Here is a 23,209-nt window from a genome sequence, read left to right on the forward strand (position 1 = left end):
TGCGCTATTACATCTGTGAGTATTATGATGGAATCCGTGCTCACGAGACTCTGGGCGGAGTGGCGCCCAGAGCCTATGAGTTAGCGGCTTGAGACAAGGTGTCTACTTTTTCGGGGTCACACCAGAAGGAAGAAGGAAGAAGGAAGAAGGAAGAAGGAAGAAGGAAGAAGGAAGAAGGAAGAAGGAAGAAGGAAGAAGGAAGAAGGAAGAAGGAAGAAGGAAGAAGGAAGAAGGAAGGCAGCATGAAACCCTCAGCCTCTGGGTCAATGGTTTTCTTCCAACTTAAAGCTTACGGCTTATAGCTCCGGGCGAAGCCCGGGCGGGTTCCCTTCCTTCTTCCAGCGGCGCCAGCCGCGTTCTTACCTCTTCAAGGCGCGAAGCGCCGTTCTTACTTCTTCCAGCTCCCGGCGCAGCCGGGCGTAAAAAAACCGGCCCCCCTGAGGGAGCCGGTTTTGTTTCGCCACGAGATCGCGCGAGGATCAGTCCTCGGCGACTTCCTCGATGACCGGACGGTCGACGAGTTCGACGTAGGCCATGGGCGCGTTATCGCCGGTGCGGTAGCCGCACTTCAGCACACGGACGTAACCGCCCGGGCGCTCGGAATAACGCGGACCCAGCTCATTGAAGAGCTTGCCGACCGCTTCCTTGGAGCGGGTACGGCTGAAGGCCAGACGACGATTCGCGACGCTGTCCTGCTTGGCCAGGGTGATCAGCGGCTCGATATGACGACGCAGCTCCTTGGCCTTGGGCAGGGTTGTCTTGATCATTTCATGCTCGACCAGCGACACGCACATGTTCTTGAACATGGCCTGACGATGCGAGCTGTTACGATTCAGGTGACGACCACTCTTACGATGACGCATGGTTGTAATTCCTTACCAAACTGGGACTCGAGTCGACGCTCACGCGGAGGCCTTGTCGTCCTTCAGGCTAGCGGGTGGCCAGTTGTCCAGCCGCATGCCAAGGGACAGGCCACGGGCGGCCAACACGTCCTTGATCTCGTTCAACGACTTCTTGCCGAGGTTCGGAGTCTTCAGCAGCTCGACTTCGGTGCGCTGAATGAGGTCTCCGATGTAGTAGATATTCTCGGCTTTCAGGCAGTTGGCGCTGCGAACGGTCAACTCGAGATCGTCTACGGGGCGCAGCAGGATCGGATCGATATGATCCTCTTCCTCTTCGACTTCCTGTTCCTTGTCGGCTTCCAGGTCGACAAACGCGGCCAGCTGCTCCTGCAGGATGGTTGCGCTGCGACGGATCGCCTCTTCCGGATCCAGGGTGCCGTCGGTTTCCAGGTCGATGATCAGCTTGTCGAGGTCAGTACGCTGCTCGACACGAGCCGCTTCGACGGAATACGAAACGCGACGCACGGGGCTGAAGGTTGCATCCAGCTGCAGGCGGCCGATAGTGCGAGACTCGTCGTCGCCTTCGCCACGCACATCGGCAGGCTCGTAGCCACGGCCGCGTGCGATCTTGAGCTGCATCTTCAGCTCTGCACCTTCGTTGACGTGAGCAATGACATGCTCGGGATTGACGACCTCGACATCGTGGTCGAGAGCGATGTCGCCCGCAGTCACGACGGCCGGGCCCTGCTTGTTCAGCGAGAGCACCGCCTCGTCGCGGCTATGCATCTTGATCGCCACGTCCTTGAGGTTCAGGAGGATTTCGATGACGTCTTCCTGAACACCCTCGATCGCGCTGTACTCGTGCTCGACACCCTGGATCTCGGCCTCGACCACGGCACAGCCGGGCATGGACGAGAGCAGGATACGACGCAGAGCATTCCCCAGAGTGTGGCCGAAACCACGCTCGAAGGGTTCTAGCACGATCTTCGCGTGGTGTGCGCTGGTCTCTTCGACCTTGATATCGCGAGGACGGAGAAACTCTGTCACTGAACGCTGCATATGAACACCTATCAGGCTGCCAAACGGATACTCGGTACTGAAAGCTGCTTCCCGTCACCGGGAAGCAGCACGGCCTGGCCGCTTATTTCGAGTACAGCTCGACGATCAGGTTTTCGTTGATGTCGGCAGACAGGTCACCGCGTTCAGGCAGAGCCTTGAAAGTGCCTTCCATCTTCTTGGCATCCGTCTCGACCCAGGCGACGTCGCCACGGTTGGCGGCAATGCCCAGAGCATTCTGGATGCGGGCCTGGTTCTTGGCCTTCTCGCGGACGGAGACCACATCACCCGGCTTGACCTTGTAGGACGCCACATTGACGCTACGGCCGTTGACCGCGATCGCCTTGTGGCTGACCAGTTGACGTGCCTCGGAGCGCGTGGAGCCGAAGCCCATGCGGTAGACGACGTTGTCCAGTCGGGATTCGAGCAGCTGCAGCAACACCTCGCCGGTCGCGCCCTTCTGACGGGCCGCTTCCTTGTAGTAGTTGCGGAACTGCTTTTCCAGCACGCCGTACATGCGGCGTACTTTCTGCTTCTCGCGAAGCTGCAAGCCGTATTCGGAAATACGCTGACGACGCTGGCCGTGCACACCCGGAATCTGTTCGGATTTGCACTTCTTCTCGAAGGGAGTTACACCGCTCTTGAGGAAGAGGTCGGTGCCCTCACGACGAGACAGCTTGCACTTCGGTCCAATATAACGTCCCATGAATCTGTCTCCTTAAACGCGGCGTTTCTTCGGCGGACGGCAGCCATTGTGCGGAATGGGCGTCGCGTCGGTGATGCTTTGCACGCGGAAGCCGGCGGCATTGAGTGCACGCACGGCGGATTCACGGCCAGGACCGGGGCCTTTGACCAGCACGTCGACGTTTTTCACACCATAGTCGGCTGCAGCAGTTGCTGCACGTTCACTTGCCACTTGAGCAGCGAACGGGGTGCTCTTGCGAGAACCACGAAAACCCGAACCACCGGCAGTCGCCCAAGAGAGAGCGTTGCCCTGGCGGTCTGTGATCGTAATGATCGTGTTGTTAAAAGAGGCGTGGATATGCGCGACCGCATCCACTACCTGCTTTTTAACCTTTTTACGGTTGCTACGCGGGTTAGCCATGTTGATGTCTATTCCTGTCGTTACGCCAGAACGTGCGTGTTATTTGCGGATCGGCTTGCGCGGGCCCTTGCGGGTACGCGCATTGGTCTTGGTACGCTGACCGTTCAGCGGAAGACCACGACGATGACGCAGACCACGATAGCAACCCAGGTCCATGAGACGCTTGATGTTAAGCGTGACTTCACGACGTAGATCGCCTTCAACGGTATGCTTGCCGACCTCGGCACGCAGGGTGTCGACTTCTTCAGAAGACAGTTCCTGGACCTTGGTGGTCGGAGCGATGCCAGCCGCCACACAGATATCCTGTGCGGTGGTGTGGCCAATCCCGAAGATGTAGGTCAGCGAGATCGCCGCATGCTTGTTGTCCGGGATATTGACGCCTGCAATACGGGCCATCAGCTTACTCCGAAGTTTGAGCGGCTTGCTCGTTTAATCATCTTTAAAAGGCGCAACAGCATACCCCTTTCCCGTTCACAGGGCAAGGGGCATGCCGGCACCCGGTTCATTACAGCCCAGGGCTTCAGCCCTGGCGCTGCTTGTGCCGCGGCTCGCTGCAGATGACGCGCACGGCGCCATTGCGGCGAATGATCTTGCACTTGCGGCACATTTTCTTCACGGAAGCTCGAACTTTCATGTTCTTTCTCCAAATTCAGCTCGCGGCGCGCCAGATCGATTGGCGGCGCCTTCAGCGCGTGACACCGCCGCTGCCGTAGCCTTTCAGGTTCGACTTCTTCATCACCGACTCGTATTGGTGCGACATGAGGTGCGACTGCACCTGAGACATGAAGTCCATGATGACCACAACCACGATCAACAGCGAGGTACCGCCGAAGAAGAACGGCACGTTCCACGCCACGATCAGGAACTGGGGCATCAGGGAAACCGCAGTGATGTAGAGAGCACCGAACAAGGTCAGACGGGTCATGACCTTGTCGACGTAGCGAGAGGTCTGCTCACCGGGGCGAATACCCGGCAGGAAGGCCCCCGACTTCTTGAGGTTGTCGGCGACATCCTTGGGATTGAAGACCAGCGCTGTGTAAAAGAAGCAGAAGAATACCACCGCTGCTGCGAAAAGCAAGATGTAAAGTGGCTGCCCCGGCGCCAGTGCCTGGGAAGCCCGTTGCAGCCACTCCATGCCATCCCCGGCACCGATCCACTGACCCAGCGAGGCCGGGAACAGCAGAATGCTCGAGGCGAAGATGGCCGGGATGACACCCGCCATGTTGACCTTCAGCGGCAGGTAGCTGCTCTGGCCGGCATACATCTTGTTTCCGACCTGACGGCGCGGATAGTTCACCGTGAGGCGACGCTGGCCGCGCTCGATGAAGACGATGAACGCCACGGTGGCAATACCCAGGGCGGAAAGCGCCAACAGCGGCAGCACGTTCCAGGCACCTTCGTTACGGGCCAACTCGAAAGCCTGCCCGATAGCACCCGGGAAGCCGGCCACGATACCCGCGAAGATCAGCAGTGAAATGCCATTGCCGATGCCCTTCTCGGTGATCTGCTCACCCAGCCACATCAGGAACACCGCACCGCACACGAAGGTCACGATGGCGGTGAAATAGAAGCTGAAATCAGCCGTGTAGGCGATCCCCTGGCTGGCGAGTCCCACGGACATGCCGGTCGCCTGGATCAGCGCCAGAAACACCGTGCCGTAGCGGGTGTATTGACTGATCTTGCGACGACCGGCCTCGCCTTCCTTCTTCAACTGCTCGAGTTGAGGCGAGACGGCCGTCAGCAGCTGCATGATGATCGACGCCGAGATGTAGGGCATGATGCCCAGCGCGAGGATACTCATGCGCTCCAGGGCACCGCCCGAGAACATGTTGAACATGCCCAGGATGGTGCCCTGCTGCTCCCTGAACAAGGCAGCAAGCTGGTCAGGATTGATACCGGGAACGGGGATGTGGGCACCAATACGGTAGACCACGATGGCGAGGAGCACGAAGCGCAGACGCGCCCACAGTTCACTCAGACCGCTGCCCTTCGCCGGCATGTTTCCTGACTTGGCCATTTAGTCCTCTACTTTGCCGCCGGCGGCTTCGATCGCGGCACGGGCACCCTTGGTGACCTTGAGACCGCGGACCGTGACCGCCTTGTTCAGATCGCCGGAAAGGATGACCTTGGCATGACGCGTGGCATCCTTGAGCACGTTGGCTTGCTTGAGGCTTTCCAGGGTGACTTCGCCACCCTCGACCCGGCCGAGTTCGGCCAGGCGGACTTCCTCGGAAACCATCGCCTTGGCGGAGGTGAAGCCGAACTTCGGCAGGCGACGCTGCAGCGGCATCTGGCCGCCTTCGAAGCCTGGCTGAACGCTACCACCGCTGCGCGACTTGAGGCCCTTGTGGCCACGGCCACCGGTCTTGCCCAGACCGGAGCCCATGCCACGACCGACGCGCTTCTCGGCGTGCTTGGAGCCCGGTGCCGGGCTCAGGCTATTGAGTTTCATGGATTACTCTCCCTCAACACGCACAAGGTAGGTGACCTTGTGGATCATGCCGCGCACGGCGGGGGTGTCTTCCAGCTCAACCGTGTGACCGATGCGACGCAGGCCGAGGCCTTTCATGGTGGCCTTGTGCTTGGCCAGTACGCCGATGGTACTGCGGGTCTGGGTAACCTTGATCGTTGCTGACATGGTTTTTACCCCGTGATCGCTTCGACTGACAGACCGCGCTTGGCGGCCACGTCTTCCGGCGAACGCTGTGCGGCCAGACCATTGACGGTCGCGCGCACCACATTTACCGGGTTAGTGGAGCCATAGCACTTGGCCAGGACGTCATGGACGCCGGCCATTTCGAGCACGGAACGCATGGCACCGCCAGCGATGATCCCGGTACCCTCGGACGCCGGCTGCATGTAGACCTTGGACGCGCCGTGACGCGCCTTGACGGAATACTGCAGGGTGCTGCCCGACAGGTTGACCTTGACCATGTTGCGACGCGCCTGGTCCATGGCCTTCTGAATCGCCACCGGGACCTCGCGAGCCTTGCCGCGACCGAAACCGACACGGCCGTTACCGTCGCCCACGACGGTCAGTGCGGTGAAGCCGAAGATTCGACCACCCTTGACCACCTTGGCGACACGGTTGACCTGCACGAGCTTTTCCTGCAGATCGCCGTCTTGCTGTTCATTCTTCGCCATCGTAAAACCCTTTAGAATTCCAGGCCGCCTTCACGAGCGGCGTCGGCCAGGGCCTTGACGCGACCGTGGTACTTGAACCCGGCACGATCGAAAGCCACTTGGGTGATGCCAGCCTGCTTGGCGCGCTCGGCAATCATCGAGCCCACCTGGGTGGCGGCGTCGACGTTGCCCGTCGCTCCCTCGCGCAGCGCCTTGTCCAGCGTAGAAGCGCTGGCCAGCACCTTGCCACCATCCGGCGAGATGATCTGCGCATAGATGTGGCGCGGGGTACGATTGACGCACAGGCGATACACGCCCTGCTCGCGCATCTTGGCGCGAGCGCGGCGGGCACGACGGAGACGAGATTCTTTCTTCGCGTTCATAACCCTGCCTTACTTCTTCTTGGCTTCTTTACGGCGGATCTGCTCGTCGCCGTACCGGATACCCTTGCCCTTGTAGGGCTCGGGCGGACGGAAGGCGCGGATTTCCGCGGCAACCTGGCCGAGCTTCTGCTTGTCCGCGCTCTTCAGCACGATGGTGGTGTTCTTCGGCGTTTCGGCCGTGACACCCTCAGGCAGTTGATACTCGACCGGGTGTGAGAAGCCCAGTGTCAGGTTGAGCGTCTGGCCGTTCGCTTGAGCGCGATAACCGACGCCATTGATTTCGAGGGACCGGGTAAAGCCCTCGGACACGCCCGTGACCAGGTTCTGCACCAGTGCACGGGTCGTGCCGACCATTGCCCAGCTCCGGGCGGACTCGCTCGGCTGGAAGGTCAGCTGTCCGTCTTCCTGGCCGACGGCCACATCGGAATGAATGGTCATGGACAGTTCGCCCTGACCACCCTTCACGGACAGTTGATCGCCTTCGAGCGTGATGTCAACGCCGCTAGGCAGTTTAACCGGATATTTGGCTACGCGGGACATTCCAAACTCCTAGAATACGGTGCAGATGACTTCGCCACCGATACCAGCCTGACGAGCCGCACGGTCGGTCATCACCCCGTTGGAGGTGGTGACGATCGCGATACCCAGACCGTCGGCTACCTTGGGCAGGGTATCCTTGCCCTTGTAGCTGCGCAGGGACGGTTTGGAGACCCGCTGCAGATGTTCGATGACCGGCTTGCCTTCGAAGTACTTGAGGGTCACGTTCAGCTCCGGCTTGACGGAGCCATCGACGGCATAGTCAGCCACGAAACCTTCTTCCTTCAGCACGCGGGCCACCTCGACCTTGAGCTTGGAGGACGGCATGGAAACCGTCTCCTTGGTGGCCATCTGCGCATTGCGAATACGAGTGCACATATCCGCCAGAGTGTCTTGCATGCTCATTTACGTTGCGCTCCTGATGATTCTGCGTGGCGTTACCAGCTGGACTTCTTGAGGCCAGGGACGTCGCCACGCATGGCGGCTTCACGCAGCTTGTTGCGGCCGAGGCCGAACTTGTTGTAGTAGCCGTGCGGACGACCGGTGATGCTGCAGCGGTTCGTCTGACGAACCGGGCTGGAGTCACGCGGCAGCTTCTGCAACTTGAGCTGTGCGTCGAAGCGCTCTTCGTCGGAGGCATTGACGTCGTGAATAATCGCCTTGAGTTCAGCGCGCTTGGCAGCATACTTGGCTACCAGCTTGGTGCGCTTGTCCTCACGTTCTACCATGCTCTTCTTTGCCATGATCCCACCCTTATTTCTTGAACGGGAAGTTCAGTGCACTCAGCAGTGCACGGCCTTCTTCGTCAGTATTGGCAGAGGTGGTGATGGTGACATCCAGACCACGGACCTGATCGATCTTATCATATTCGATCTCAGGAAAGATGATCTGCTCACGCACCCCCATGGAATAGTTACCACGGCCATCGAAGGACTTCGGGTTGAGACCACGGAAGTCGCGAACACGGGGGATCGCGATATTCACCAGGCGATCGAGGAAGTCCCACATGCGCTCGCGGCGCAGGGTGACCTTGATCCCGATCGGCCAGCTTTCACGCACCTTGAAGCCCGCGATGGACTTGCGTGCCTTGGTTACCAGCGGCTTCTGACCGGAAAGCTTCTCCAGGTCGCCGATGGCGTTGTCGATCAGCTTCTTGTCGCTGATCGCGTCGCCGATGCCCATGTTCAGAGTCACCTTGGTGATCCGAGGCACCTGCATAACGTTGGCGTAGCTGAACTGCTCTTGCAGCTGAGCTGCCACCTCGTTTTGATAACGTTCTTTCAAGTTCGCCATTTTGCTACCCGACTCGCGTTAAGCGTCGATCTGCGCTTGCGTCGACTTGTAGATACGTACCTTGGTACCGTCATCCTGAACCTGGAAGCCGACGCGGTCCGCTTTACCGGTCTCCTGGTTGAAGATGGCAACGTTGGAAGCGTGAATCGGAGCTTCGCGCTCGACGATACCGCCCTGATTGCCCGCCATGGGGTTCGGCTTGGTGTGACGCTTGATCATGTTCACACCGGACACCACATAGCGCTCGTCCTTGAGGACGCGCTTGACGGTGCCACGCTTGCCCTTGTCCTTTCCGGCGATGACGATAACTTCGTCGTCACGTTTGATCTTTTGCATATCCGCCTCGCTCCTTACAGCACTTCAGGCGCCAAGGAAATGATCTTCATGAACTTCTCATTGCGAAGCTCACGGGTAACCGGACCGAAGATCCGGGTACCGACCGGCTGCTCGTTGATGTTGTTCAACAAGACGGCCGCATTTCCATCGAAGCGAATCAGCGAGCCGTCGTTACGACGGACGCCACTACGGGTGCGGACAACCACTGCCTTGAGGACCTGGCCTTTCTTGACCCGGCCTCGCGGGATGGCTTCCTTCACCGTGACTTTGATGATGTCACCAACGCGGGCATAACGGCGGTGTGAACCACCGAGCACCTTGATGCACTGCACCCGGCGCGCCCCGCTGTTGTCGGCGACATCCAGCATTGTCTGAGTCTGAATCATCGGTTTTCTCCAAACCTAATCTGACTGCGCAGGCTTGACTGGCGTGAGCCGATCAACCCTTGGCCTGTTCGACGACTTCGACCAGCGTCCAAGCCTTGTTCTTGGACAGCGGACGGCACTCCTCAATGGACACCGTATCGCCGGCCTTGGCCTGGTTGGTCGCGTCATGGGCGTGCAGCTTGGTGGAGCGCTTGACATACTTGCCATAGATCGGGTGGCGCTCACGACGCTCGATCATGACCACGATGGACTTGTCCATCTTGTCGCTCACCACCTTGCCGATGAGCGTACGCGTGTTATTTGCTTCGGCCATCTCAGACACCTGCCTTCTCGTTGAGCACAGTCTTCACACGGGCAATATCCCGACGAACCTGCTTGAGCAGATGAGTCTGGCTCAACTGGCCGGTGGCCTTCTGCATGCGCAGGTTGAACTGCTCGCGGAGGAGTTCAAAGAGCTGCTCCTGGAGCTGTTCGGCTGACTTGTCGCGAATTTCCTGGGCTTTCATCACATCACCGTCCGTTTCACAAAGGTGGTGGAGACCGGGAACTTCTGCGCAGCCAGGCCAAATGCCTCGCGAGCCAGCTCCTCGGATACGCCTTCGATCTCGTACAGGACACGGCCGGGCTGGATCTGTGCGACCCAGTACTCGACAGAGCCCTTACCCTTACCCATACGAACTTCGAGGGGCTTCTTGGAGATCGGCTTGTCGGGGAAGACCCGGATCCAGATCTTGCCGCCACGCTTGACGTGGCGCGTGATCGCACGACGACCGGCCTCGATCTGACGGGCGGTGACGCGGCCGCGACCAGTGGCCTTGAGACCATACTCGCCGAAGCTTACCTTGTTGCCGCGCTGTGCCAGGCCGCGGTTACGGCCTTTCTGCACCTTGCGATACTTGAGACGCTTAGGTTGTAACATCGATTCGCTCTCCCCTTACTTGGAACCTTTCTTCTTGGAGGGCGCGTTCTGGCCTTGCGTCTGCTTGGCCTTGGCGCGGACCTCCTCAATGCCCCCGAGGATTTCACCCTTGAAGATCCAGACCTTGACACCAATGATGCCGTAGGTGGTCTGGGCTTCGTAGGTAGCGAAGTCGATGTCCGCACGCAGGGTGTGCAGCGGCACGCGGCCCTCGCGGTACCACTCGTTACGAGCGATTTCGGCACCGCCGAGACGACCGGAGAGCTCGACCTTGATACCGCCGGCACCCAGGCGCATGGCGTTCTGCACGGAACGCTTCATGGCGCGGCGGAACATGACACGGCGCTCGAGCTGGCCGGCAATGTTCTGGGCGACGAGCTTGGCATCGAGCTCCGGCTTGCGGACTTCCTCGATGTTGACGTGCACCGGCACGCCCATCATCTCGGAGAGCTCACGCCGCAGCTTGTCGACATCCTCGCCCTTCTTGCCGATCACGATCCCCGGACGCGCCGTGTGGATGGTGATACGCGCATTGTTGGCGGGACGCTCGATGATGATATGGCTGACGGACGCGTTCTGCAGACGCTTCTCGAGGAAACGACGCACCTCGAGATCGTTTACCAGCTTCTCGGCATAGGCGCCGCGCTCGGCATACCAGACTGAGGTATGGTCCTTGACGATACCCAGGCGGATGCCTGTTGGATTGACTTTCTGACCCATCTGGTCGACTCCTACTTCTCGGCTACCTTGACGGTGATGTGGCAGGTGCGCTTCAGGATACGGTCCGCGCGGCCCTTGGCCCGCGGCCGAATGCGCTTGAGCGTCATGCCCTCATCGACGCAGATGGTCGAGACACGCAGCTCGTCGATATCCATGCCATTGTTTTCTTCCGCATTCGCGATGGCGGACTGCAGCACCTTCTTGACCAGCTTGGAGGCCTTCTTCGGCGAGAAGGTCAGCTGATCGAGCGCCTCGGCGACAGGTTTACCGCGCACCTGGTCAGCCACCAAACGGGCCTTCTGGGCGGATAAACGAGCGCCACGCAGCTTTGCTGTGACTTCCATCTCTAATCCTCTCTCGGCTTACCGTTTGGCTTTCTTGTCCGCCGCATGACCGCGATAAGTGCGGGTGGCAGCGAATTCGCCCAGCTTGTGGCCAACCATTTCCTCGGAGACGTGCACCGGGACGTGTTGGCGACCGTTATGGACCGCAATGGTGAGCCCGACCATGTTGGGCAGGACCATCGAACGACGCGACCAGGTCTTGATCGGTTTGCGATCGTTCTTTTCCACTGCAGCCTCAACCTTCTTCAACAGGTGAAGGTCAATAAAAGGACCTTTCTTCAGTGAACGTGGCACAGCCGTTACCTCTTGATGTCTTGGCGTTGGATCTTATTTCCGGGCCTTGCGGCGACGGACGATCAGCTTGTCGGTGCGCTTGTTCTTGCGGGTCTTGTAGCCCTTGGTGGGCATACCCCACGGAGACACCGGATGACGACCACCGCTGGTGCGGCCTTCACCGCCACCGTGCGGGTGATCCACCGGGTTCATGGCGACACCGCGAACAGATGGGCGCGAACCTCTCCAGCGCTTCGCACCGGCCTTGCCAAGCTGACGCAGGCTGTGCTCGGTGTTGCTCACTTCACCCAGGGTGGCACGGCCCTCGGACAGCACCTTGCGCATCTCGCCGGAGCGGAGACGCAGCGTGGCGTAGCTGCCTTCACGTGCCACCAGCTGCGCGCTGGTACCGGCGCTGCGAGCGAGCTGGGCGCCCTTGCCAGGCTTGAGCTCGATGCAATGCACCGTGGAACCCAACGGAATATTACGCAGCGGGAGGGTATTGCCCTTCTTGATCGGCGCATTCACACCGGACTCGAGACGATCGCCGGCCTTCACGCCACGCGGCGCGATGATGTAGCGACGCTCGCCATCGGAGTACTTGAGCAGCGCGATATGGGCGCTGCGGTTCGGGTCATGTTCCAGGCGCTCGACGGTGGCGGGAACGCCATCCTTGGTGCGCTTGAAATCGATGATCCGATAATGCTGACGGTGACCACCGCCCGTGTGACGGGTAGTGATGCGGCCGTTGTTGTTACGCCCACCGGAACGCGACTGCTTTTCGAGCAAGGGCGCGTAGGGGCGGCCCTTGTGCAGTTCCTCGCCGACGATCTTGACGACGTGGCGACGACCGGCGGATGTGGGTTTAGTCTTGACGATTGCCATGATCCGTACTCCTGCCCTTATTCGGCGCCAGAGAAGTCTTCAAGCGTTTCGCCGGCGGCCAATGTGACATACGCCTTGCGATAACCCTTGCGCTGACCGAGACCGTTCGCGGAACGCTTGGTCTTGCCCTTGATGTTCAGGACCTGAACGCTGTCGACCTTCTTGCCGAAGAGTTCCTGGACGGCCACCTTGATCTCGGGCTTGGTCGCGTCGTCCGCCACCTTGAACACATACTGATTGCGCTCGGCAGCCATGGCGGCCTTCTCGGTCACGTGCGGACCCAGCAGGACCTTGAATACACGTTCCTGGTTCATGCCAGCTTCTCCTCGAATTGGCGCAGTGCGGAGACGGTGACCAGCACCTTGTCGAAGGCGACCAGGCTCACCGGATCGGCGGCGGCGACATCCACGACATCCACGTTGGGGATGTTGCGGGCGGCGAGGTAGAGGTTCTCGTCGACTTCTTCAGTGACGATCAGAACCTTTTCCAGGTTCAGCTCACCGAGCTTGGCAGCCAGTTGCTTGGTCTTCGGGCTGTCGACCGCGAAGCTATCGACGGCAACCAGGCGCTCCTGACGAACCAGTTCGGACAGGATCGAGCGCATGGCGGCGCGATACATCTTGCGGTTGACCTTCTGCGAGTGGTCCTGCGGACGCGCTGCAAAGGTCACGCCACCGGCACGCCAGATCGGCGAGCGGATGGTGCCGGCACGGGCACGGCCGGTGCCCTTCTGACGCCACGGCTTCTTGCCGCCGCCACGGACGTCGGAGCGGTTCTTCTGAGCACGAGTACCCTGACGACCACCGGCCAGATAGGCGGTGACGACCTGATGCACGAGTGCTTCGTTGAAATCTTTGGCGAAGGTGACATCGGACACTTCGATGGTGCCGGCACCGGCGCCTGCGAGATTCAGATTCATCGGTTAACTCCCCTCAGCCTGCTTTGACGGCGCTGCGCACGATCACATCGCTGCCGGTGGCACCGGGAACGGCACCCTTGACCAGCAACAGATTGCGCTCGGCATCGACACGGACGACTTCCAGGGTGTACACGGTGCAACGGGCATTGCCCATCTGACCGGCCATCTTCTTGCCCTTGAACACGCGACCCGGCGTCTGGCACATGCCAATAGAGCCCGGTGCACGGTGGGCCAGGGAGTTACCATGGCTGTTGTCCTGGGTATGGAAATTCCAGCGCTTCACGGCGCCTTGATAACCTTTACCCTTGGAGGTACCGGTCACGTCGACACGTTGACCAGCTTCAAAGAGGGATACGGTGATTTCGCCGCCCACCTGCGGAGCCTCGACGCCTTCATCCAGGCGGAACTCCATCAGTGAACGACCGGCCTCGACACCTGCCTTGGCGAACTCGCCCGCCTGGGCTTTCGTCAGGTGCTTGGCCTTGCGGGAGCCGGTTGTCACCTGAACCGCAGCGTAACCGTCGGACTCGACGGACTTGATACGCGTCACGCGATTCGGCTCAACTTCGATAACGGTTACGGGCACGGAGGCACCGTCTTCGGTAAAGACACGGGTCATCCCGGCCTTTTTACCGACCAAACCGATAGTCATGCTTAGTCTCCTTTAGTGTACGGGGCTATCACCCGCTATGGCTGCCCTTTCCAGAGCATTCCACTAGCACGTTGTGTAACGCCATCCCGGCGTGGCGGCTGCTGAACCTCTGGATTGCTCGGCGAGGAACGCTGGGCCGCGAGTGTCTAGTGTGGTATCAGTCGAGCTTGATCTGCACGTCCACGCCGGCGGCGAGGTCGAGCTTCATCAGCGCATCAACGGTTTTTTCGGTCGGCTCGACAATATCGAGCACACGCTTGTGCGTACGAATCTCATACTGGTCACGAGCGTCCTTGTTCACGTGCGGCGAAACCAGCACGGTATAGCGCTCGCGATTGGTCGGCAGAGGGATCGGACCCCGGACCTGGGCGCCGGTACGCTTGGCGGTATCCACGATCTCCGCAGCGGACTGGTCGATCAGGCGATGGTCGAAAGCCTTCAACCGAATGCGAATCTTCTGGTTCTGCATTTGCCCTAAACTCCAATGGATCTTGACGGCGCGAGCCGTCAACCCACGCATTCAAAGGATGCGCATTATAGGCGCCCCGAACTCAGGAGTCAAACCCCTGCTTGGGTGCGCAAGAAAGGGGGCTCCTCGCGGAGCCCCCTTCGATCGGTCGAGCGGTAGTGAAACTTACTCGACGATCTTGGCCACGACGCCGGCGCCGACGGTACGACCGCCTTCACGCACGGCGAAACGCAGGCCGTCATCCATGGCGACCGGAGCGATCAGGGTCACGACCATCTTGACGTTGTCGCCCGGCATGACCATCTCGATGCCTTCCGGCAGTTCACAGGTACCAGTGATGTCGGTGGTACGGAAGTAGAACTGCGGACGATAGCCCTTGAAGAACGGCGTGTGACGGCCGCCTTCGTCCTTGGACAGCACGTAGACCTCACCCTCGAACTTGGTGTGCGGGGTGATGCTCTTCGGCTTGGCCAGCACCTGGCCACGCTCGACGTCGTCACGCTTGGTACCACGCAGCAGGGCACCGATGTTCTCGCCGGCACGACCTTCGTCGAGCAGCTTGCGGAACATCTCGACACCGGTGACGGTGGTCTTGACGGTGTCCTTGATGCCGACGATTTCAGCGTCGTCGCCGGCCTTGACGATGCCGCGCTCGACACGACCGGTCACCACAGTACCGCGGCCGGAGATGGAGAAGACGTCCTCGATGGGCATCAGGAACGGCTGATCGATGGCGCGCTCCGGCTCCGGAATGTAGGCATCCAGGGCCTTGATCAGCTCGGCAACGGCGGTGGTGCCCATGCCGTTGTCGTCCTTGCCTTCCAGCGCCATCAGAGCGGAGCCGGTGATGATCGGCAGGTCGTCACCCGGGAAGTCGTACTCGCTGAGGAGTTCACGGACTTCCATTTCGACCAGCTCGAGCAGCTCTTCGTCGTCGACCATGTCGGCCTTGTTCAGGAACACGACGATGGACGGCACGCCGACCTGGCGAGACAGCAGGATGTGCTCGCGCGTCTGCGGCATGGGGCCGTCGGCAGCGGAACAGACCAGGATGGCACCGTCCATCTGGGCAGCACCGGTGATCATGTTCTTGACGTAGTCGGCGTGTCCCGGGCAGTCGACGTGTGCGTAGTGACGCACTTCGGACTGGTACTCGACGTGTGCGGTGGCGATGGTGATACCACGCTCACGCTCTTCCGGTGCGTTGTCGATGGAATCAAACGCACGGGCGTCACCGCCGAAGACTTCAGCGGACACACGAGTCAGGGCCGCAGTCAGCGTGGTCTTGCCATGGTCGACGTGACCGATGGTGCCGACGTTGACGTGCGTTTTGGAACGTTCGAATTTTTCCTTAGCCACTGCTATGACCTCTTTACGTTAGCTAACGGTTAACCGTTCTGATTGATGACGGCTTCAACGACGCTGGACGGCGCCTCTTCGTAATCCGCAAACTCCATGGTGTAGCTTGCGCGGCCCTGTGTCTGAGAGCGCAGGTCGGTTGCGTAACCGAACATCTCAGCCAGCGGCACGGTGGCGTTGATGATCTTGCCGGTCGGCGAGTCATCCATCCCATGCACCAGGCCGCGACGGCGGTTGAGGTCGCCCATCACATCACCCATGAATTCCTCGGGTGTCACGACTTCGACCTTCATCACCGGCTCGAGCAACACGGCCTTGGCCTTGGGAGCGCCTTCCTTGATCGCCATGGAAGAGGCGACCTTGAACGCGGTCTCGTTAGAGTCCACGTCATGGTAGGAACCGTCGAACAGCGTAACCTTGACGTCAATCATCGGGTAGCCCGCGATGACACCGTTCTGAAGCTGCTCATAGGCCCCTTTCTCGACAGCGGGCACGTATTCCTTGGGAACCACGCCGCCGACGATTTCCGAAGCGAACTTGAAGTTCATTTCTTCGTCTTCGCCCTTGTCCTCGGCTGTCAGCGGCTCGATGCGCAGATACACATGACCGTACTGACCACGACCGCCGGACTGACGGACGAACTTGCCTTCCTGCTCGACACTGTGGCGGATGGTTTCACGGTAGGCCACCTGGGGCTTGCCGATGTTGGCATCCACCTTGAACTCGCGACGCAGGCGATCAACGATGATGTCCAGGTGCAGCTCACCCATGCCGGAGATGATGGTCTGCCCTGTTTCCTCGTCGGTCTTGACCTGGAAGGACGGATCCTCCTGGGCCAGCTTGCCGAGGGCCGTGCCCATCTTTTCCTGATCGGGCTTGGACTTCGGCTCGACCGCCACGGAAATCACCGGATCCGGGAACTCCATGCGCTCGAGAACGATCTTGTCGGTCAGGTCGCACAGGGTGTCACCAGTGGTAACGTCCTTGAGGCCGATGCAGGCGGCGATGTCGCCGGCCAGCACTTCCTTGATCTCCTCGCGGGAGTTGGAGTGCATCTGGACGATACGGCCGACACGCTCCTTCTTCTGCTTGACGGAGTTGTAGACGCTGTCGCCGGACTTCAGCACGCCGGAGTAGACGCGAATGAAGGTCAGGGTACCGACATAGGGGTCGGTGGCGATCTTGAACGCCAGAGCGGCGAAGGGCGCCTTGTCGTCGGCCTCACGGGTCGCGACGGTGCCGTCCTTGTCGTCCAGCTCGCCCTCGATGGCCTTGACCTCGGTGGGAGACGGCATGTACTCGATGACACCGTCCAGCACCGCCTGCACGCCCTTGTTCTTGAACGCGGAGCCGCAGGTCACCAGGACGATCTCGTTGTCGAGGGTACGACGACGCAGGCCGGCCTTGATGTCTTCCTGGGACAGGTCGCCCTCTTCGAGGTACTTGTCCATCAGCTCTTCAGAGGCTTCTGCCGCCGACTCGACCATGTGCTCGCGGTATTCCTGAGCCTTGCCCTGCAGCTCGGGCGGAATGTCCACCAGGTCATAGTTCATCCCGAAGTTGGCTTCATCCCAGAGGATGCCCTTCATCTGGATGAGGTCGATGACGCCCTTGAAGTTGTCTTCCGCGCCCCAGTTGATCTGGATCGGCACGACATTGGCGCCCAGCTTGCTCTTCAGCTGGTCGAGGACCATGAAGTAGTCGGCACCGGCACGGTCCATCTTGTTGACGAACACCATGCGCGGGACTTCGTACTTGTTGGCCTGACGCCACACGGTCTCGGTCTGCGGCTGCACACCGGAGGAACCGCACAGCACCACGACGGCACCGTCGAGTACACGCAGGGAACGCTCGACCTCGATGGTGAAGTCGACGTGCCCCGGGGTGTCGATGATGTTGATGCGGTGCTCATCGAACTGCTTGTTCATGCCCTGCCAGAAACAGGTCGTCGCAGCGGAGGTGATCGTGATGCCACGCTCCTGTTCCTGCTGCATCCAGTCCATGGTGGCCGCGCCATCATGAACTTCGCCGACCTTGTGCGAAAGGCCGGTGTAGAACAGCACACGCTCGGTCGTGGTGGTCTTGCCGGCGTCGACGTGAGCCACGATACCGATATTGCGGTAACGCTTTAGCGGAGTCTTGCGAGCCACGATGTAACTCCCGTTGGTTGGCGATGCGGTTTAGAAGCGGTAGTGAGAGAAGGCCTTGTTGGCTTCTGCCATGCGATGCACGTCTTCACGCTTCTTGACGGCCGAACCTTTACCTTCGGCGGCATCCAGCATCTCGCCAGCCAGACGCTGCACCATGGTCTTCTCGCCGCGACGACGAGCCGCGTCCACCATCCAGCGCATGGCGAGCGCCTGACGGCGGGACGGACGGACTTCGACCGGCACCTGATAGGTCGCCCCGCCAACACGGCGCGACTTGACCTCGACCATCGGCTGGATGGTTTCCAGCGCCTTGTCGAAGATCTCCAGCGGCTCTTCCTTGCTACGCTCGGCAACCCTGTCCAGCGCACCATAGACGATGCGCTCAGCTACGGACTTCTTGCCGCTGATCATCAGGTGGTTCATGAACTTCGCCAGGCGCTCGCTTCCGAACTTCGGATCCGGCAGGATTTCGCGCTTGGCCGCAACTCTTCTTCTAGGCATGATAAGCCCTCGTTGAAGGGTCCTTCAGGTAAACCCGAGACGACTCAAGGGCGCTCGACCTTACTCTTATCAGACCGTGACTAGTGGTATCTCGTCGGCCGTAGCCGTGGCGTCGACGACCTGGATCAGGTCTTCGGACGCTTGGTGCCGTACTTGGAACGGCCTTTCTTGCGGTTCTGCACGCCGGAGGTATCCAGGGCACCGCGAACGGTGTGATAACGCACACCCGGAAGGTCCTTGACGCGGCCACCACGGATCAGGACCACTGAGTGTTCCTGGAGGTTGTGACCTTCACCACCGATGTAGGAAGCGACCTCGTAGCCATTGGTCAGGCGCACGCGGCAGACCTTACGCAGGGCCGAGTTCGGCTTCTTCGGCGTGGTAGTGTAAACGCGGGTGCAGACGCCGCGCTTTTGCGGGCAAGCCTGCAGCGCCGGCACGTCGCTCTTGGCGGCCTGGCGCTTGCGCGGCTTGCGCACGAGCTGATTGATCGTTGCCATTTATTGCTCCAAATGGGTTGCCTGAATCGGAAGCGAGTAGCCGTTCGCTTCCTGTCTTGCGCACTTCACCAGTGGCGTGAGCGCACCCACCCCACTGTTAAAGGCTGCGCATTCTACTGGCTGATACGCCTCAACGTCAAGCACGACGCCTTGACAGGCGCCGTGCTTGAGCTTCGGCCATCAGAGTTCGTCGTCATCCGAGTCGAGCGCGGTGAGCTGAGCACCCAGCTCCTGCTCGACATCCTGTGCGGACGGATGTTCCAGACGCTCGGTATCCTCGCGCTTGCGGCGACGCTCGGCATGGTGCGTCAGTCCGGTGCCCGCCGGAATCAAGCGGCCGACAACGACGTTTTCCTTGAGGCCACGCAGGTAGTCGCGCTTGCCGGTCACGGCCGCCTCGGTCAGCACCCGCGTGGTCTCCTGGAAGGAGGCCGCGGAGATGAACGATTCGGTCGCCAGGCTGGCCTTGGTGATGCCCAGCAGCAGACGCTGGTACTTGGCCGGGAACTTGTCTTCCTGCTCCAGGCGCGCATTGGCCTCGAGAACCCGTACCAGCTCCGCCTGGTCGCCCGGCAGGAAGTCGGAATCGCCGGCTTCGGTGATTTCGACCTTGCGCAGCATCTGACGCACGATCACTTCGATGTGCTTGTCGTTGATGCCCACGCCCTGCAGGCGATAGACGTCCTGCACCTCGGCGACGATATACTTGGCCAGCTCGGCGATGCCCAGCAGACGCAGGATATCGTGCGGGTTGCTCGGGCCGTCCGAGATCACCTCGCCCTTCTCGACGGTCTCGCCTTCGAAGACCGCGATCTGACGCGTCTTCGGAATCAGCATCTCGAAGGGTTCGCCATCTTCCGGCGTGATCGTCAGGCGACGCTTGCCCTTGGTTTCCTTACCGAAGCTGATGACACCACTGGTCTCGGCCAGCAGCGCCGGCTCTTTCGGCTTGCGCGCCTCGAAGAGGTCGGCCACACGCGGCAGACCACCGGTGATGTCCTTGTTGCCGGTCGCTTCGACCGGGATCCGCGCGACCACCTCGCCGACGCCGATGCTGGCACCGTTGTCGACGGACACGATGGCCTTGCCCGGCAGCGGGTACTGCACCGGCGTATCGGAGCCCGGCACGGTCACCGGATTGCCGGCGGCATCGGCCAGATGGATCATCGGGCGCTTGTCACGACCGGAAACCGGGCGAGCAGCCGACTCGATGACCTCGATGGAGGACAGGCCGGTCATCTCGTCCACGCTGCGGTAGATGGTGACCCCTTCGTCCATGTCGGCGTACTGCACCTGGCCTTCGGCCTCGGCGACGATCGGGTGGGTATGCGGATCCCACTTGGCCACGGCCTGACCCGCTTCGACCTCGTCGCCATTCTTGACCGACAGCTCGGCGCCATACGGCAGCTTGTAGTACTCACGCTCGCGGCCATGGCCGTCGGCGACCGCCAGGGCACTGGAGCGGGATACCACGACCAGCTTGCCGTCGGAGCGCTCGACATGCTTCATGTTGTGCAGGCGCACTCGACCGCCGTGCTTGACCTGGACGCTGTCCACGGCGGAGGCCCGCGAGGCGGCACCACCGATGTGGAAGGTACGCATGGTCAGCTGGGTACCCGGCTCGCCGATGGACTGCGCGGCGATGACACCCACGGACTCGCCCACGTTGACCTGATGACCGCGTGCCAGGTCGCGACCGTAGCAGGCGGAGCAGATACCGTGACTGGTTTCACAGGTGATCGAGGCCCGCACCACGATCTCGTCGACGCCCATGGTGTCGAGTTCGGCACACCACTTCTCGTCGAGCAGGGTGCCACGCGCAATCAGGACTTCCTCGGACTCGGGATCGACCACGTCCTGGGCGACCACGCGGCCCAGCACCCGCTGCGCCAGGGAGACCATGATGTCACCGCCCTCGATGACCGGATGCAGCGTCAGGCCTTCCTCGGTACCGCAGTCGGCCTCGGTGATCACCATGTCCTGGGCGACATCGACCAGACGCCGCGTCAGATACCCGGAGTTGGCCGTCTTCAGGGCCGTGTCCGCCAGGCCCTTGCGCGCGCCGTGGGTCGAGATGAAGTACTGCAGTACGTTCAGGCCTTCACGGAAGTTGGCGACGATGGGGGTCTCGATGATCGAGCCATCCGGCTTGGCCATCAGGCCACGCATGCCGGCCAGCTGACGGATCTGGGCGGCACTGCCGCGGGCACCCGAGTCGGCCATGATGAAGACGCTGTTGAAGGAATCCTGCTCGACCTCGTTACCGTCACGGTCGATCACGTTTTCCTTCGAGATACCGGTCATCATCGCCTTGGCGACCTGGTCATTGGCGCGTGCCCAGATATCGATGACCTTGTTGTATTTCTCGCCCGCGGTCACCAGACCGGAGGAGAACTGGTCCTCGATTTCCTTGACCTCTTCCTCGGCGCCCTCGACGATCTCGGCCTTGGAATCCGGGATGACGAAGTCGTTGACGCCGATGGAAGCGCCGGACCAGGTCGCCATGCGGAAGCCGGTGTACATCAACTGGTCGGCAAAGATCACCGCCGGTTTCAGGCCGGCACGCCGATACACCTCGTTGATCAGCGCCGAGATGGCCTTCTTCTTCATCGGCTGGTCGACCAGCGAGAAGGGCGCGCCCTCGGGCAGAATGCGGAACAGCAGCGCACGGCCCACGGTGGTGTCGTAGATCTTGCGGCTGAAGGTCTTTTCACCGCCCTCTTCCTCGATGATCACTTCATCGAGGCGTACCTTGACGCGGGCATGCAGCGACACGCTCTGGGTACCGAAGGCCCGCTCGACCTCGTCGAGGCCGGCGAACACCATGCCCTCGCCCTTGGCGTTGATGCGCTCGCGAGTCATGTAATAGAGCCCGAGCACCACGTCCTGGGACGGCACGATGATCGGCTCGCCGTTGGCCGGTGACAGCACGTTGTTGGTGGCCATCATCATGGTGCGCGACTCGAGCTGCGCTTCCAGGGTCAGCGGTACGTGCACCGCCATCTGGTCGCCGTCGAAGTCGGCATTGTAGGCGGCACATACCAGCGGGTGCAGCTGGATGGCCTTGCCCTCGATCAACAGCGGCTCGAACGCCTGGATGCCCAGACGGTGCAGGGTCGGCGCACGGTTGAGCAGCACCGGGTGCTCGCGAATGACCTCGGCGAGGATGTCCCAGACCTCGGGCAGCTCGCGCTCGACCATCTTCTTGGCCGCCTTGATGGTCGAGGCCTGGCCGTTGTGCTGCAGCTTGGAATAGATGAACGGCTTGAACAGCTCGAGCGCCATCTTCTTCGGCAGACCGCACTGATGCAGACGCAGGGTCGGGCCGACGGTGATGACCGAGCGGCCGGAGTAGTCGACACGCTTGCCCAGCAGGTTCTGACGGAAACGTCCCTGCTTGCCCTTGATCATGTCGGCCAGCGACTTCAGCGGGCGCTTGTTGGAGCCCGTGATGGCGCGACCGCGGCGGCCGTTGTCGAGCAGGGCGTCGACCGCTTCCTGCAGCATGCGCTTCTCGTTGCGCACGATGATGTCCGGCGCATTGAGGTCGAGCAGCCGCTTCAGGCGGTTGTTGCGGTTGATCACGCGCCGATACAGATCGTTGAGATCGGAGGTCGCGAAGCGACCGCCATCCAGCGGCACCAGCGGGCGCAGGTCCGGCGGCAGCACCGGCAGCACTTCCATGATCATCCAGGCCGGATCATTGCCGGAGCCCTGGAAAGCTTCCAGCAGCTTCAGGCGCTTGGTCAGCTTCTTGATCTTGGTCTCGGAGTTGGTCTGCGGCAGTTCCTCGCGCAGACGCTCGATCTCTTCGTCGAGGTCGATATCCTTGAGCATGGCCTGCACGGCCTCGGCACCCATGCGGGCATCGAAGTCGTCGCCGAATTCCTCGAGGGCCTCGAAGTACTGTTCGTCGTTGAGCAGCTGACCGCGCTCGAGCGTGGTCATGCCCGGGTCGACGACCATGAAGCTTTCGAAGTACAGCACGCGCTCGATATCACGCAGGGTCATGTCCAGGAACATGCCGATGCGCGACGGCAGCGACTTGAGGAACCAGATGTGCGCGACCGGGCTGGCCAGCTCGATGTGGCCCATGCGTTCACGGCGCACGGCGGCCTTGGTGACCTCGACGCCGCACTTCTCGCAGATGATGCCGCGATGCTTCATGCGCTTGTACTTGCCGCACAAGCACTCGTAATCCTTCACCGGACCGAAGATCTTGGCACAGAACAGGCCATCGCGTTCCGGCTTGAAGGTACGGTAATTGATGGTCTCAGGCTTCTTGACCTCGCCGAATGACCAGCTGCGGATCATGTCTGACGACGCCAGGGTAATCTTGATCGCGTCGAATTCGTCGGACTGAGACTGCGATTTGAGGACTTTCACCAAATCTTTCATGGGTCGGCTCCGTTGCGGAGTTGTCATGGGCGGGGGCGCGCACGCCCCCGCGGACCGTC

The 23,209-nt window shown here is 60.9% G+C and carries 34 protein-coding genes; 1 reads left to right on the plus strand and 33 read right to left on the minus strand.

Translation table 11 applies throughout. From position 1 onward, the window contains the following. The first annotated feature begins 88 nt into the window (after positions 1-88). A complete protein-coding gene (locus QWY79_RS10625) occupies positions 89-286 on the plus strand; it encodes a hypothetical protein (RefSeq protein ID WP_290272563.1) in 198 nt (65 codons plus the stop codon). A gap of 193 nt (positions 287-479) precedes the next feature. Here QWY79_RS10625 and rplQ read toward each other — a convergent pair whose 3' ends face one another. The 33 genes from rplQ to rpoC form a co-directional block, all read right to left on the minus strand. Next, positions 480-863, minus strand: a complete 384-nt coding sequence (rplQ, locus tag QWY79_RS10630) for a 50S ribosomal protein L17 (RefSeq protein ID WP_290272565.1) — start codon at positions 861-863, stop codon at positions 480-482. Between the two features lie 39 nt (positions 864-902). Beyond that, a complete protein-coding gene (locus tag QWY79_RS10635) occupies positions 903-1,901 on the minus strand; it encodes a DNA-directed RNA polymerase subunit alpha (protein WP_141320936.1) in 999 nt (332 codons plus the stop codon). An 82-nt stretch (positions 1,902-1,983) separates the two neighbouring features. Beyond that, complete coding sequence (gene rpsD, locus QWY79_RS10640) at positions 1,984-2,604, minus strand: 30S ribosomal protein S4 (protein ID WP_141320934.1); 621 nt, start codon at positions 2,602-2,604, stop codon at positions 1,984-1,986. 12 nt (positions 2,605-2,616) lie between these two features. After that, positions 2,617-3,003 carry a 30S ribosomal protein S11 gene (gene rpsK, locus QWY79_RS10645; protein WP_141320932.1) on the minus strand — a complete coding sequence of 129 codons (387 nt, stop codon included), beginning with the start codon at positions 3,001-3,003 and terminating at the stop codon, positions 2,617-2,619. Positions 3,004-3,042: 39 nt separating this feature from the next. Further along, the gene (gene rpsM, locus QWY79_RS10650) at positions 3,043-3,399 is read right to left on the minus strand and encodes a 30S ribosomal protein S13 (RefSeq protein ID WP_290272569.1); all 357 of its coding nucleotides are present in this window, start codon (positions 3,397-3,399) and stop codon (positions 3,043-3,045) included. A 124-nt stretch (positions 3,400-3,523) separates the two neighbouring features. Beyond that, complete coding sequence (rpmJ, locus tag QWY79_RS10655) at positions 3,524-3,637, minus strand: 50S ribosomal protein L36 (RefSeq protein WP_141320928.1); 114 nt, start codon at positions 3,635-3,637, stop codon at positions 3,524-3,526. A gap of 51 nt (positions 3,638-3,688) precedes the next feature. Then, positions 3,689-5,020 carry a preprotein translocase subunit SecY gene (gene secY, locus QWY79_RS10660; RefSeq protein WP_290272572.1) on the minus strand — a complete coding sequence of 444 codons (1,332 nt, stop codon included), beginning with the start codon at positions 5,018-5,020 and terminating at the stop codon, positions 3,689-3,691. Further along, a complete protein-coding gene (gene rplO / locus QWY79_RS10665; RefSeq protein WP_141320924.1) occupies positions 5,021-5,455 on the minus strand; it encodes a 50S ribosomal protein L15 in 435 nt (144 codons plus the stop codon). A gap of 3 nt (positions 5,456-5,458) precedes the next feature. Further along, complete coding sequence (gene rpmD / locus QWY79_RS10670; protein ID WP_141320922.1) at positions 5,459-5,641, minus strand: 50S ribosomal protein L30; 183 nt, start codon at positions 5,639-5,641, stop codon at positions 5,459-5,461. Positions 5,642-5,646: 5 nt separating this feature from the next. Continuing rightward, positions 5,647-6,147: a 30S ribosomal protein S5 gene (gene rpsE / locus QWY79_RS10675; protein WP_141320920.1), complete on the minus strand. Its 501-nt coding sequence runs from the start codon at positions 6,145-6,147 to the stop codon at positions 5,647-5,649. Positions 6,148-6,158: 11 nt separating this feature from the next. Then, positions 6,159-6,509 carry a 50S ribosomal protein L18 gene (gene rplR / locus QWY79_RS10680; RefSeq protein ID WP_141320918.1) on the minus strand — a complete coding sequence of 117 codons (351 nt, stop codon included), beginning with the start codon at positions 6,507-6,509 and terminating at the stop codon, positions 6,159-6,161. Between the two features lie 9 nt (positions 6,510-6,518). Next, a complete protein-coding gene (gene rplF / locus QWY79_RS10685; RefSeq protein ID WP_290272578.1) occupies positions 6,519-7,049 on the minus strand; it encodes a 50S ribosomal protein L6 in 531 nt (176 codons plus the stop codon). 9 nt (positions 7,050-7,058) lie between these two features. After that, on the minus strand, positions 7,059-7,451 hold the full coding sequence (gene rpsH, locus QWY79_RS10690; protein ID WP_290272580.1) for a 30S ribosomal protein S8: 393 nt from the start codon (positions 7,449-7,451) through the stop codon (positions 7,059-7,061). A gap of 32 nt (positions 7,452-7,483) precedes the next feature. Continuing rightward, entirely contained in the window at positions 7,484-7,789 is a 306-nt protein-coding gene (gene rpsN, locus QWY79_RS10695; RefSeq protein WP_141320912.1) for a 30S ribosomal protein S14, read from the minus strand. A 10-nt stretch (positions 7,790-7,799) separates the two neighbouring features. Next, positions 7,800-8,339: a 50S ribosomal protein L5 gene (gene rplE / locus QWY79_RS10700; RefSeq protein ID WP_141320910.1), complete on the minus strand. Its 540-nt coding sequence runs from the start codon at positions 8,337-8,339 to the stop codon at positions 7,800-7,802. An 18-nt stretch (positions 8,340-8,357) separates the two neighbouring features. After that, positions 8,358-8,675, minus strand: a complete 318-nt coding sequence (gene rplX / locus QWY79_RS10705; protein ID WP_141320908.1) for a 50S ribosomal protein L24 — start codon at positions 8,673-8,675, stop codon at positions 8,358-8,360. Positions 8,676-8,689: 14 nt separating this feature from the next. Beyond that, the gene (gene rplN, locus QWY79_RS10710; RefSeq protein ID WP_064700141.1) at positions 8,690-9,061 is read right to left on the minus strand and encodes a 50S ribosomal protein L14; all 372 of its coding nucleotides are present in this window, start codon (positions 9,059-9,061) and stop codon (positions 8,690-8,692) included. 52 nt (positions 9,062-9,113) lie between these two features. After that, on the minus strand, positions 9,114-9,374 hold the full coding sequence (gene rpsQ / locus QWY79_RS10715; RefSeq protein WP_141320906.1) for a 30S ribosomal protein S17: 261 nt from the start codon (positions 9,372-9,374) through the stop codon (positions 9,114-9,116). A 1-nt stretch (position 9,375) separates the two neighbouring features. Next, a complete protein-coding gene (gene rpmC, locus QWY79_RS10720; protein ID WP_141320904.1) occupies positions 9,376-9,567 on the minus strand; it encodes a 50S ribosomal protein L29 in 192 nt (63 codons plus the stop codon). Next, on the minus strand, positions 9,567-9,980 hold the full coding sequence (gene rplP, locus QWY79_RS10725; protein WP_141320902.1) for a 50S ribosomal protein L16: 414 nt from the start codon (positions 9,978-9,980) through the stop codon (positions 9,567-9,569). Before rplP ends, rpmC begins: the two co-directional genes overlap by 1 nt. Positions 9,981-9,995: 15 nt before the next feature. Beyond that, positions 9,996-10,700 (minus strand): 30S ribosomal protein S3, encoded by a 705-nt coding sequence (gene rpsC, locus QWY79_RS10730; RefSeq protein ID WP_141320900.1) that lies wholly within the window; start codon positions 10,698-10,700, stop codon positions 9,996-9,998. Positions 10,701-10,711: 11 nt separating this feature from the next. Next, on the minus strand, positions 10,712-11,044 hold the full coding sequence (gene rplV, locus QWY79_RS10735; protein WP_141320898.1) for a 50S ribosomal protein L22: 333 nt from the start codon (positions 11,042-11,044) through the stop codon (positions 10,712-10,714). An 18-nt stretch (positions 11,045-11,062) separates the two neighbouring features. Beyond that, positions 11,063-11,338, minus strand: coding sequence for a 30S ribosomal protein S19 (gene rpsS / locus QWY79_RS10740; RefSeq protein ID WP_141320896.1), 276 nt, complete (start codon positions 11,336-11,338; stop codon positions 11,063-11,065). A 33-nt stretch (positions 11,339-11,371) separates the two neighbouring features. Next, on the minus strand, positions 11,372-12,202 hold the full coding sequence (gene rplB / locus QWY79_RS10745) for a 50S ribosomal protein L2 (protein ID WP_290272591.1): 831 nt from the start codon (positions 12,200-12,202) through the stop codon (positions 11,372-11,374). Between the two features lie 17 nt (positions 12,203-12,219). Beyond that, complete coding sequence (gene rplW, locus QWY79_RS10750) at positions 12,220-12,516, minus strand: 50S ribosomal protein L23 (protein WP_141320892.1); 297 nt, start codon at positions 12,514-12,516, stop codon at positions 12,220-12,222. Further along, positions 12,513-13,121 carry a 50S ribosomal protein L4 gene (gene rplD, locus QWY79_RS10755; RefSeq protein ID WP_141320890.1) on the minus strand — a complete coding sequence of 203 codons (609 nt, stop codon included), beginning with the start codon at positions 13,119-13,121 and terminating at the stop codon, positions 12,513-12,515. The genes rplW and rplD overlap by 4 nt, the downstream gene beginning before the upstream one ends. A 13-nt stretch (positions 13,122-13,134) precedes the next feature. Then, positions 13,135-13,773 carry a 50S ribosomal protein L3 gene (rplC, locus tag QWY79_RS10760; RefSeq protein ID WP_290272593.1) on the minus strand — a complete coding sequence of 213 codons (639 nt, stop codon included), beginning with the start codon at positions 13,771-13,773 and terminating at the stop codon, positions 13,135-13,137. A 157-nt stretch (positions 13,774-13,930) separates the two neighbouring features. Beyond that, complete coding sequence (gene rpsJ / locus QWY79_RS10765; protein ID WP_089848256.1) at positions 13,931-14,242, minus strand: 30S ribosomal protein S10; 312 nt, start codon at positions 14,240-14,242, stop codon at positions 13,931-13,933. 165 nt (positions 14,243-14,407) lie between these two features. Continuing rightward, a complete protein-coding gene (tuf, locus tag QWY79_RS10770; protein WP_290272597.1) occupies positions 14,408-15,601 on the minus strand; it encodes an elongation factor Tu in 1,194 nt (397 codons plus the stop codon). Positions 15,602-15,630: 29 nt separating this feature from the next. Beyond that, on the minus strand, positions 15,631-17,751 hold the full coding sequence (fusA, locus tag QWY79_RS10775) for an elongation factor G (RefSeq protein WP_290272599.1): 2,121 nt from the start codon (positions 17,749-17,751) through the stop codon (positions 15,631-15,633). Between the two features lie 30 nt (positions 17,752-17,781). Further along, positions 17,782-18,252, minus strand: coding sequence for a 30S ribosomal protein S7 (gene rpsG / locus QWY79_RS10780; RefSeq protein ID WP_013330989.1), 471 nt, complete (start codon positions 18,250-18,252; stop codon positions 17,782-17,784). Positions 18,253-18,377: 125 nt separating this feature from the next. After that, a complete protein-coding gene (rpsL, locus tag QWY79_RS10785; protein ID WP_141320882.1) occupies positions 18,378-18,752 on the minus strand; it encodes a 30S ribosomal protein S12 in 375 nt (124 codons plus the stop codon). A 180-nt stretch (positions 18,753-18,932) separates the two neighbouring features. After that, complete coding sequence (gene rpoC / locus QWY79_RS10790) at positions 18,933-23,150, minus strand: DNA-directed RNA polymerase subunit beta' (protein ID WP_290272602.1); 4,218 nt, start codon at positions 23,148-23,150, stop codon at positions 18,933-18,935. Between the last annotated feature and the right edge of the window lie 59 nt (positions 23,151-23,209).

Origin of the sequence: Halomonas sabkhae, from assembly GCF_030409265.1 — a bacterium.
Classification (GTDB): Bacteria; Pseudomonadota; Gammaproteobacteria; order Pseudomonadales; family Halomonadaceae; genus Halomonas; species Halomonas halmophila.

Coding starts and splice junctions, on each gene's coding strand:
- rplQ (WP_290272565.1), bottom strand. CDS start 863: ATGCGTCATCGTAAGAGTGGTCGTCACCTGAATCGTAACAGCTCGCAT.
- QWY79_RS10635 (WP_141320936.1), bottom strand. CDS start 1,901: ATGCAGCGTTCAGTGACAGAGTTTCTCCGTCCTCGCGATATCAAGGTC.
- rpsD (WP_141320934.1), bottom strand. CDS start 2,604: ATGGGACGTTATATTGGACCGAAGTGCAAGCTGTCTCGTCGTGAGGGC.
- rpsK (WP_141320932.1), bottom strand. CDS start 3,003: ATGGCTAACCCGCGTAGCAACCGTAAAAAGGTTAAAAAGCAGGTAGTG.
- rpsM (WP_290272569.1), bottom strand. CDS start 3,399: ATGGCCCGTATTGCAGGCGTCAATATCCCGGACAACAAGCATGCGGCG.
- rpmJ (WP_141320928.1), bottom strand. CDS start 3,637: ATGAAAGTTCGAGCTTCCGTGAAGAAAATGTGCCGCAAGTGCAAGATC.
- secY (WP_290272572.1), bottom strand. CDS start 5,020: ATGGCCAAGTCAGGAAACATGCCGGCGAAGGGCAGCGGTCTGAGTGAA.
- rplO (WP_141320924.1), bottom strand. CDS start 5,455: ATGAAACTCAATAGCCTGAGCCCGGCACCGGGCTCCAAGCACGCCGAG.
- rpmD (WP_141320922.1), bottom strand. CDS start 5,641: ATGTCAGCAACGATCAAGGTTACCCAGACCCGCAGTACCATCGGCGTA.
- rpsE (WP_141320920.1), bottom strand. CDS start 6,147: ATGGCGAAGAATGAACAGCAAGACGGCGATCTGCAGGAAAAGCTCGTG.
- rplR (WP_141320918.1), bottom strand. CDS start 6,509: ATGAACGCGAAGAAAGAATCTCGTCTCCGTCGTGCCCGCCGCGCTCGC.
- rplF (WP_290272578.1), bottom strand. CDS start 7,049: ATGTCCCGCGTAGCCAAATATCCGGTTAAACTGCCTAGCGGCGTTGAC.
- rpsH (WP_290272580.1), bottom strand. CDS start 7,451: ATGAGCATGCAAGACACTCTGGCGGATATGTGCACTCGTATTCGCAAT.
- rpsN (WP_141320912.1), bottom strand. CDS start 7,789: ATGGCAAAGAAGAGCATGGTAGAACGTGAGGACAAGCGCACCAAGCTG.
- rplE (WP_141320910.1), bottom strand. CDS start 8,339: ATGGCGAACTTGAAAGAACGTTATCAAAACGAGGTGGCAGCTCAGCTG.
- rplX (WP_141320908.1), bottom strand. CDS start 8,675: ATGCAAAAGATCAAACGTGACGACGAAGTTATCGTCATCGCCGGAAAG.
- rplN (WP_064700141.1), bottom strand. CDS start 9,061: ATGATTCAGACTCAGACAATGCTGGATGTCGCCGACAACAGCGGGGCG.
- rpsQ (WP_141320906.1), bottom strand. CDS start 9,374: ATGGCCGAAGCAAATAACACGCGTACGCTCATCGGCAAGGTGGTGAGC.
- rpmC (WP_141320904.1), bottom strand. CDS start 9,567: ATGAAAGCCCAGGAAATTCGCGACAAGTCAGCCGAACAGCTCCAGGAG.
- rplP (WP_141320902.1), bottom strand. CDS start 9,980: ATGTTACAACCTAAGCGTCTCAAGTATCGCAAGGTGCAGAAAGGCCGT.
- rpsC (WP_141320900.1), bottom strand. CDS start 10,700: ATGGGTCAGAAAGTCAATCCAACAGGCATCCGCCTGGGTATCGTCAAG.
- rplV (WP_141320898.1), bottom strand. CDS start 11,044: ATGGAAGTCACAGCAAAGCTGCGTGGCGCTCGTTTATCCGCCCAGAAG.
- rplB (WP_290272591.1), bottom strand. CDS start 12,202: ATGGCAATCGTCAAGACTAAACCCACATCCGCCGGTCGTCGCCACGTC.
- rplW (WP_141320892.1), bottom strand. CDS start 12,516: ATGAACCAGGAACGTGTATTCAAGGTCCTGCTGGGTCCGCACGTGACC.
- rplD (WP_141320890.1), bottom strand. CDS start 13,121: ATGAATCTGAATCTCGCAGGCGCCGGTGCCGGCACCATCGAAGTGTCC.
- rplC (WP_290272593.1), bottom strand. CDS start 13,773: ATGACTATCGGTTTGGTCGGTAAAAAGGCCGGGATGACCCGTGTCTTT.
- rpsJ (WP_089848256.1), bottom strand. CDS start 14,242: ATGCAGAACCAGAAGATTCGCATTCGGTTGAAGGCTTTCGACCATCGC.
- rpsG (WP_013330989.1), bottom strand. CDS start 18,252: ATGCCTAGAAGAAGAGTTGCGGCCAAGCGCGAAATCCTGCCGGATCCG.
- rpsL (WP_141320882.1), bottom strand. CDS start 18,752: ATGGCAACGATCAATCAGCTCGTGCGCAAGCCGCGCAAGCGCCAGGCC.
- rpoC (WP_290272602.1), bottom strand. CDS start 23,150: ATGAAAGATTTGGTGAAAGTCCTCAAATCGCAGTCTCAGTCCGACGAA.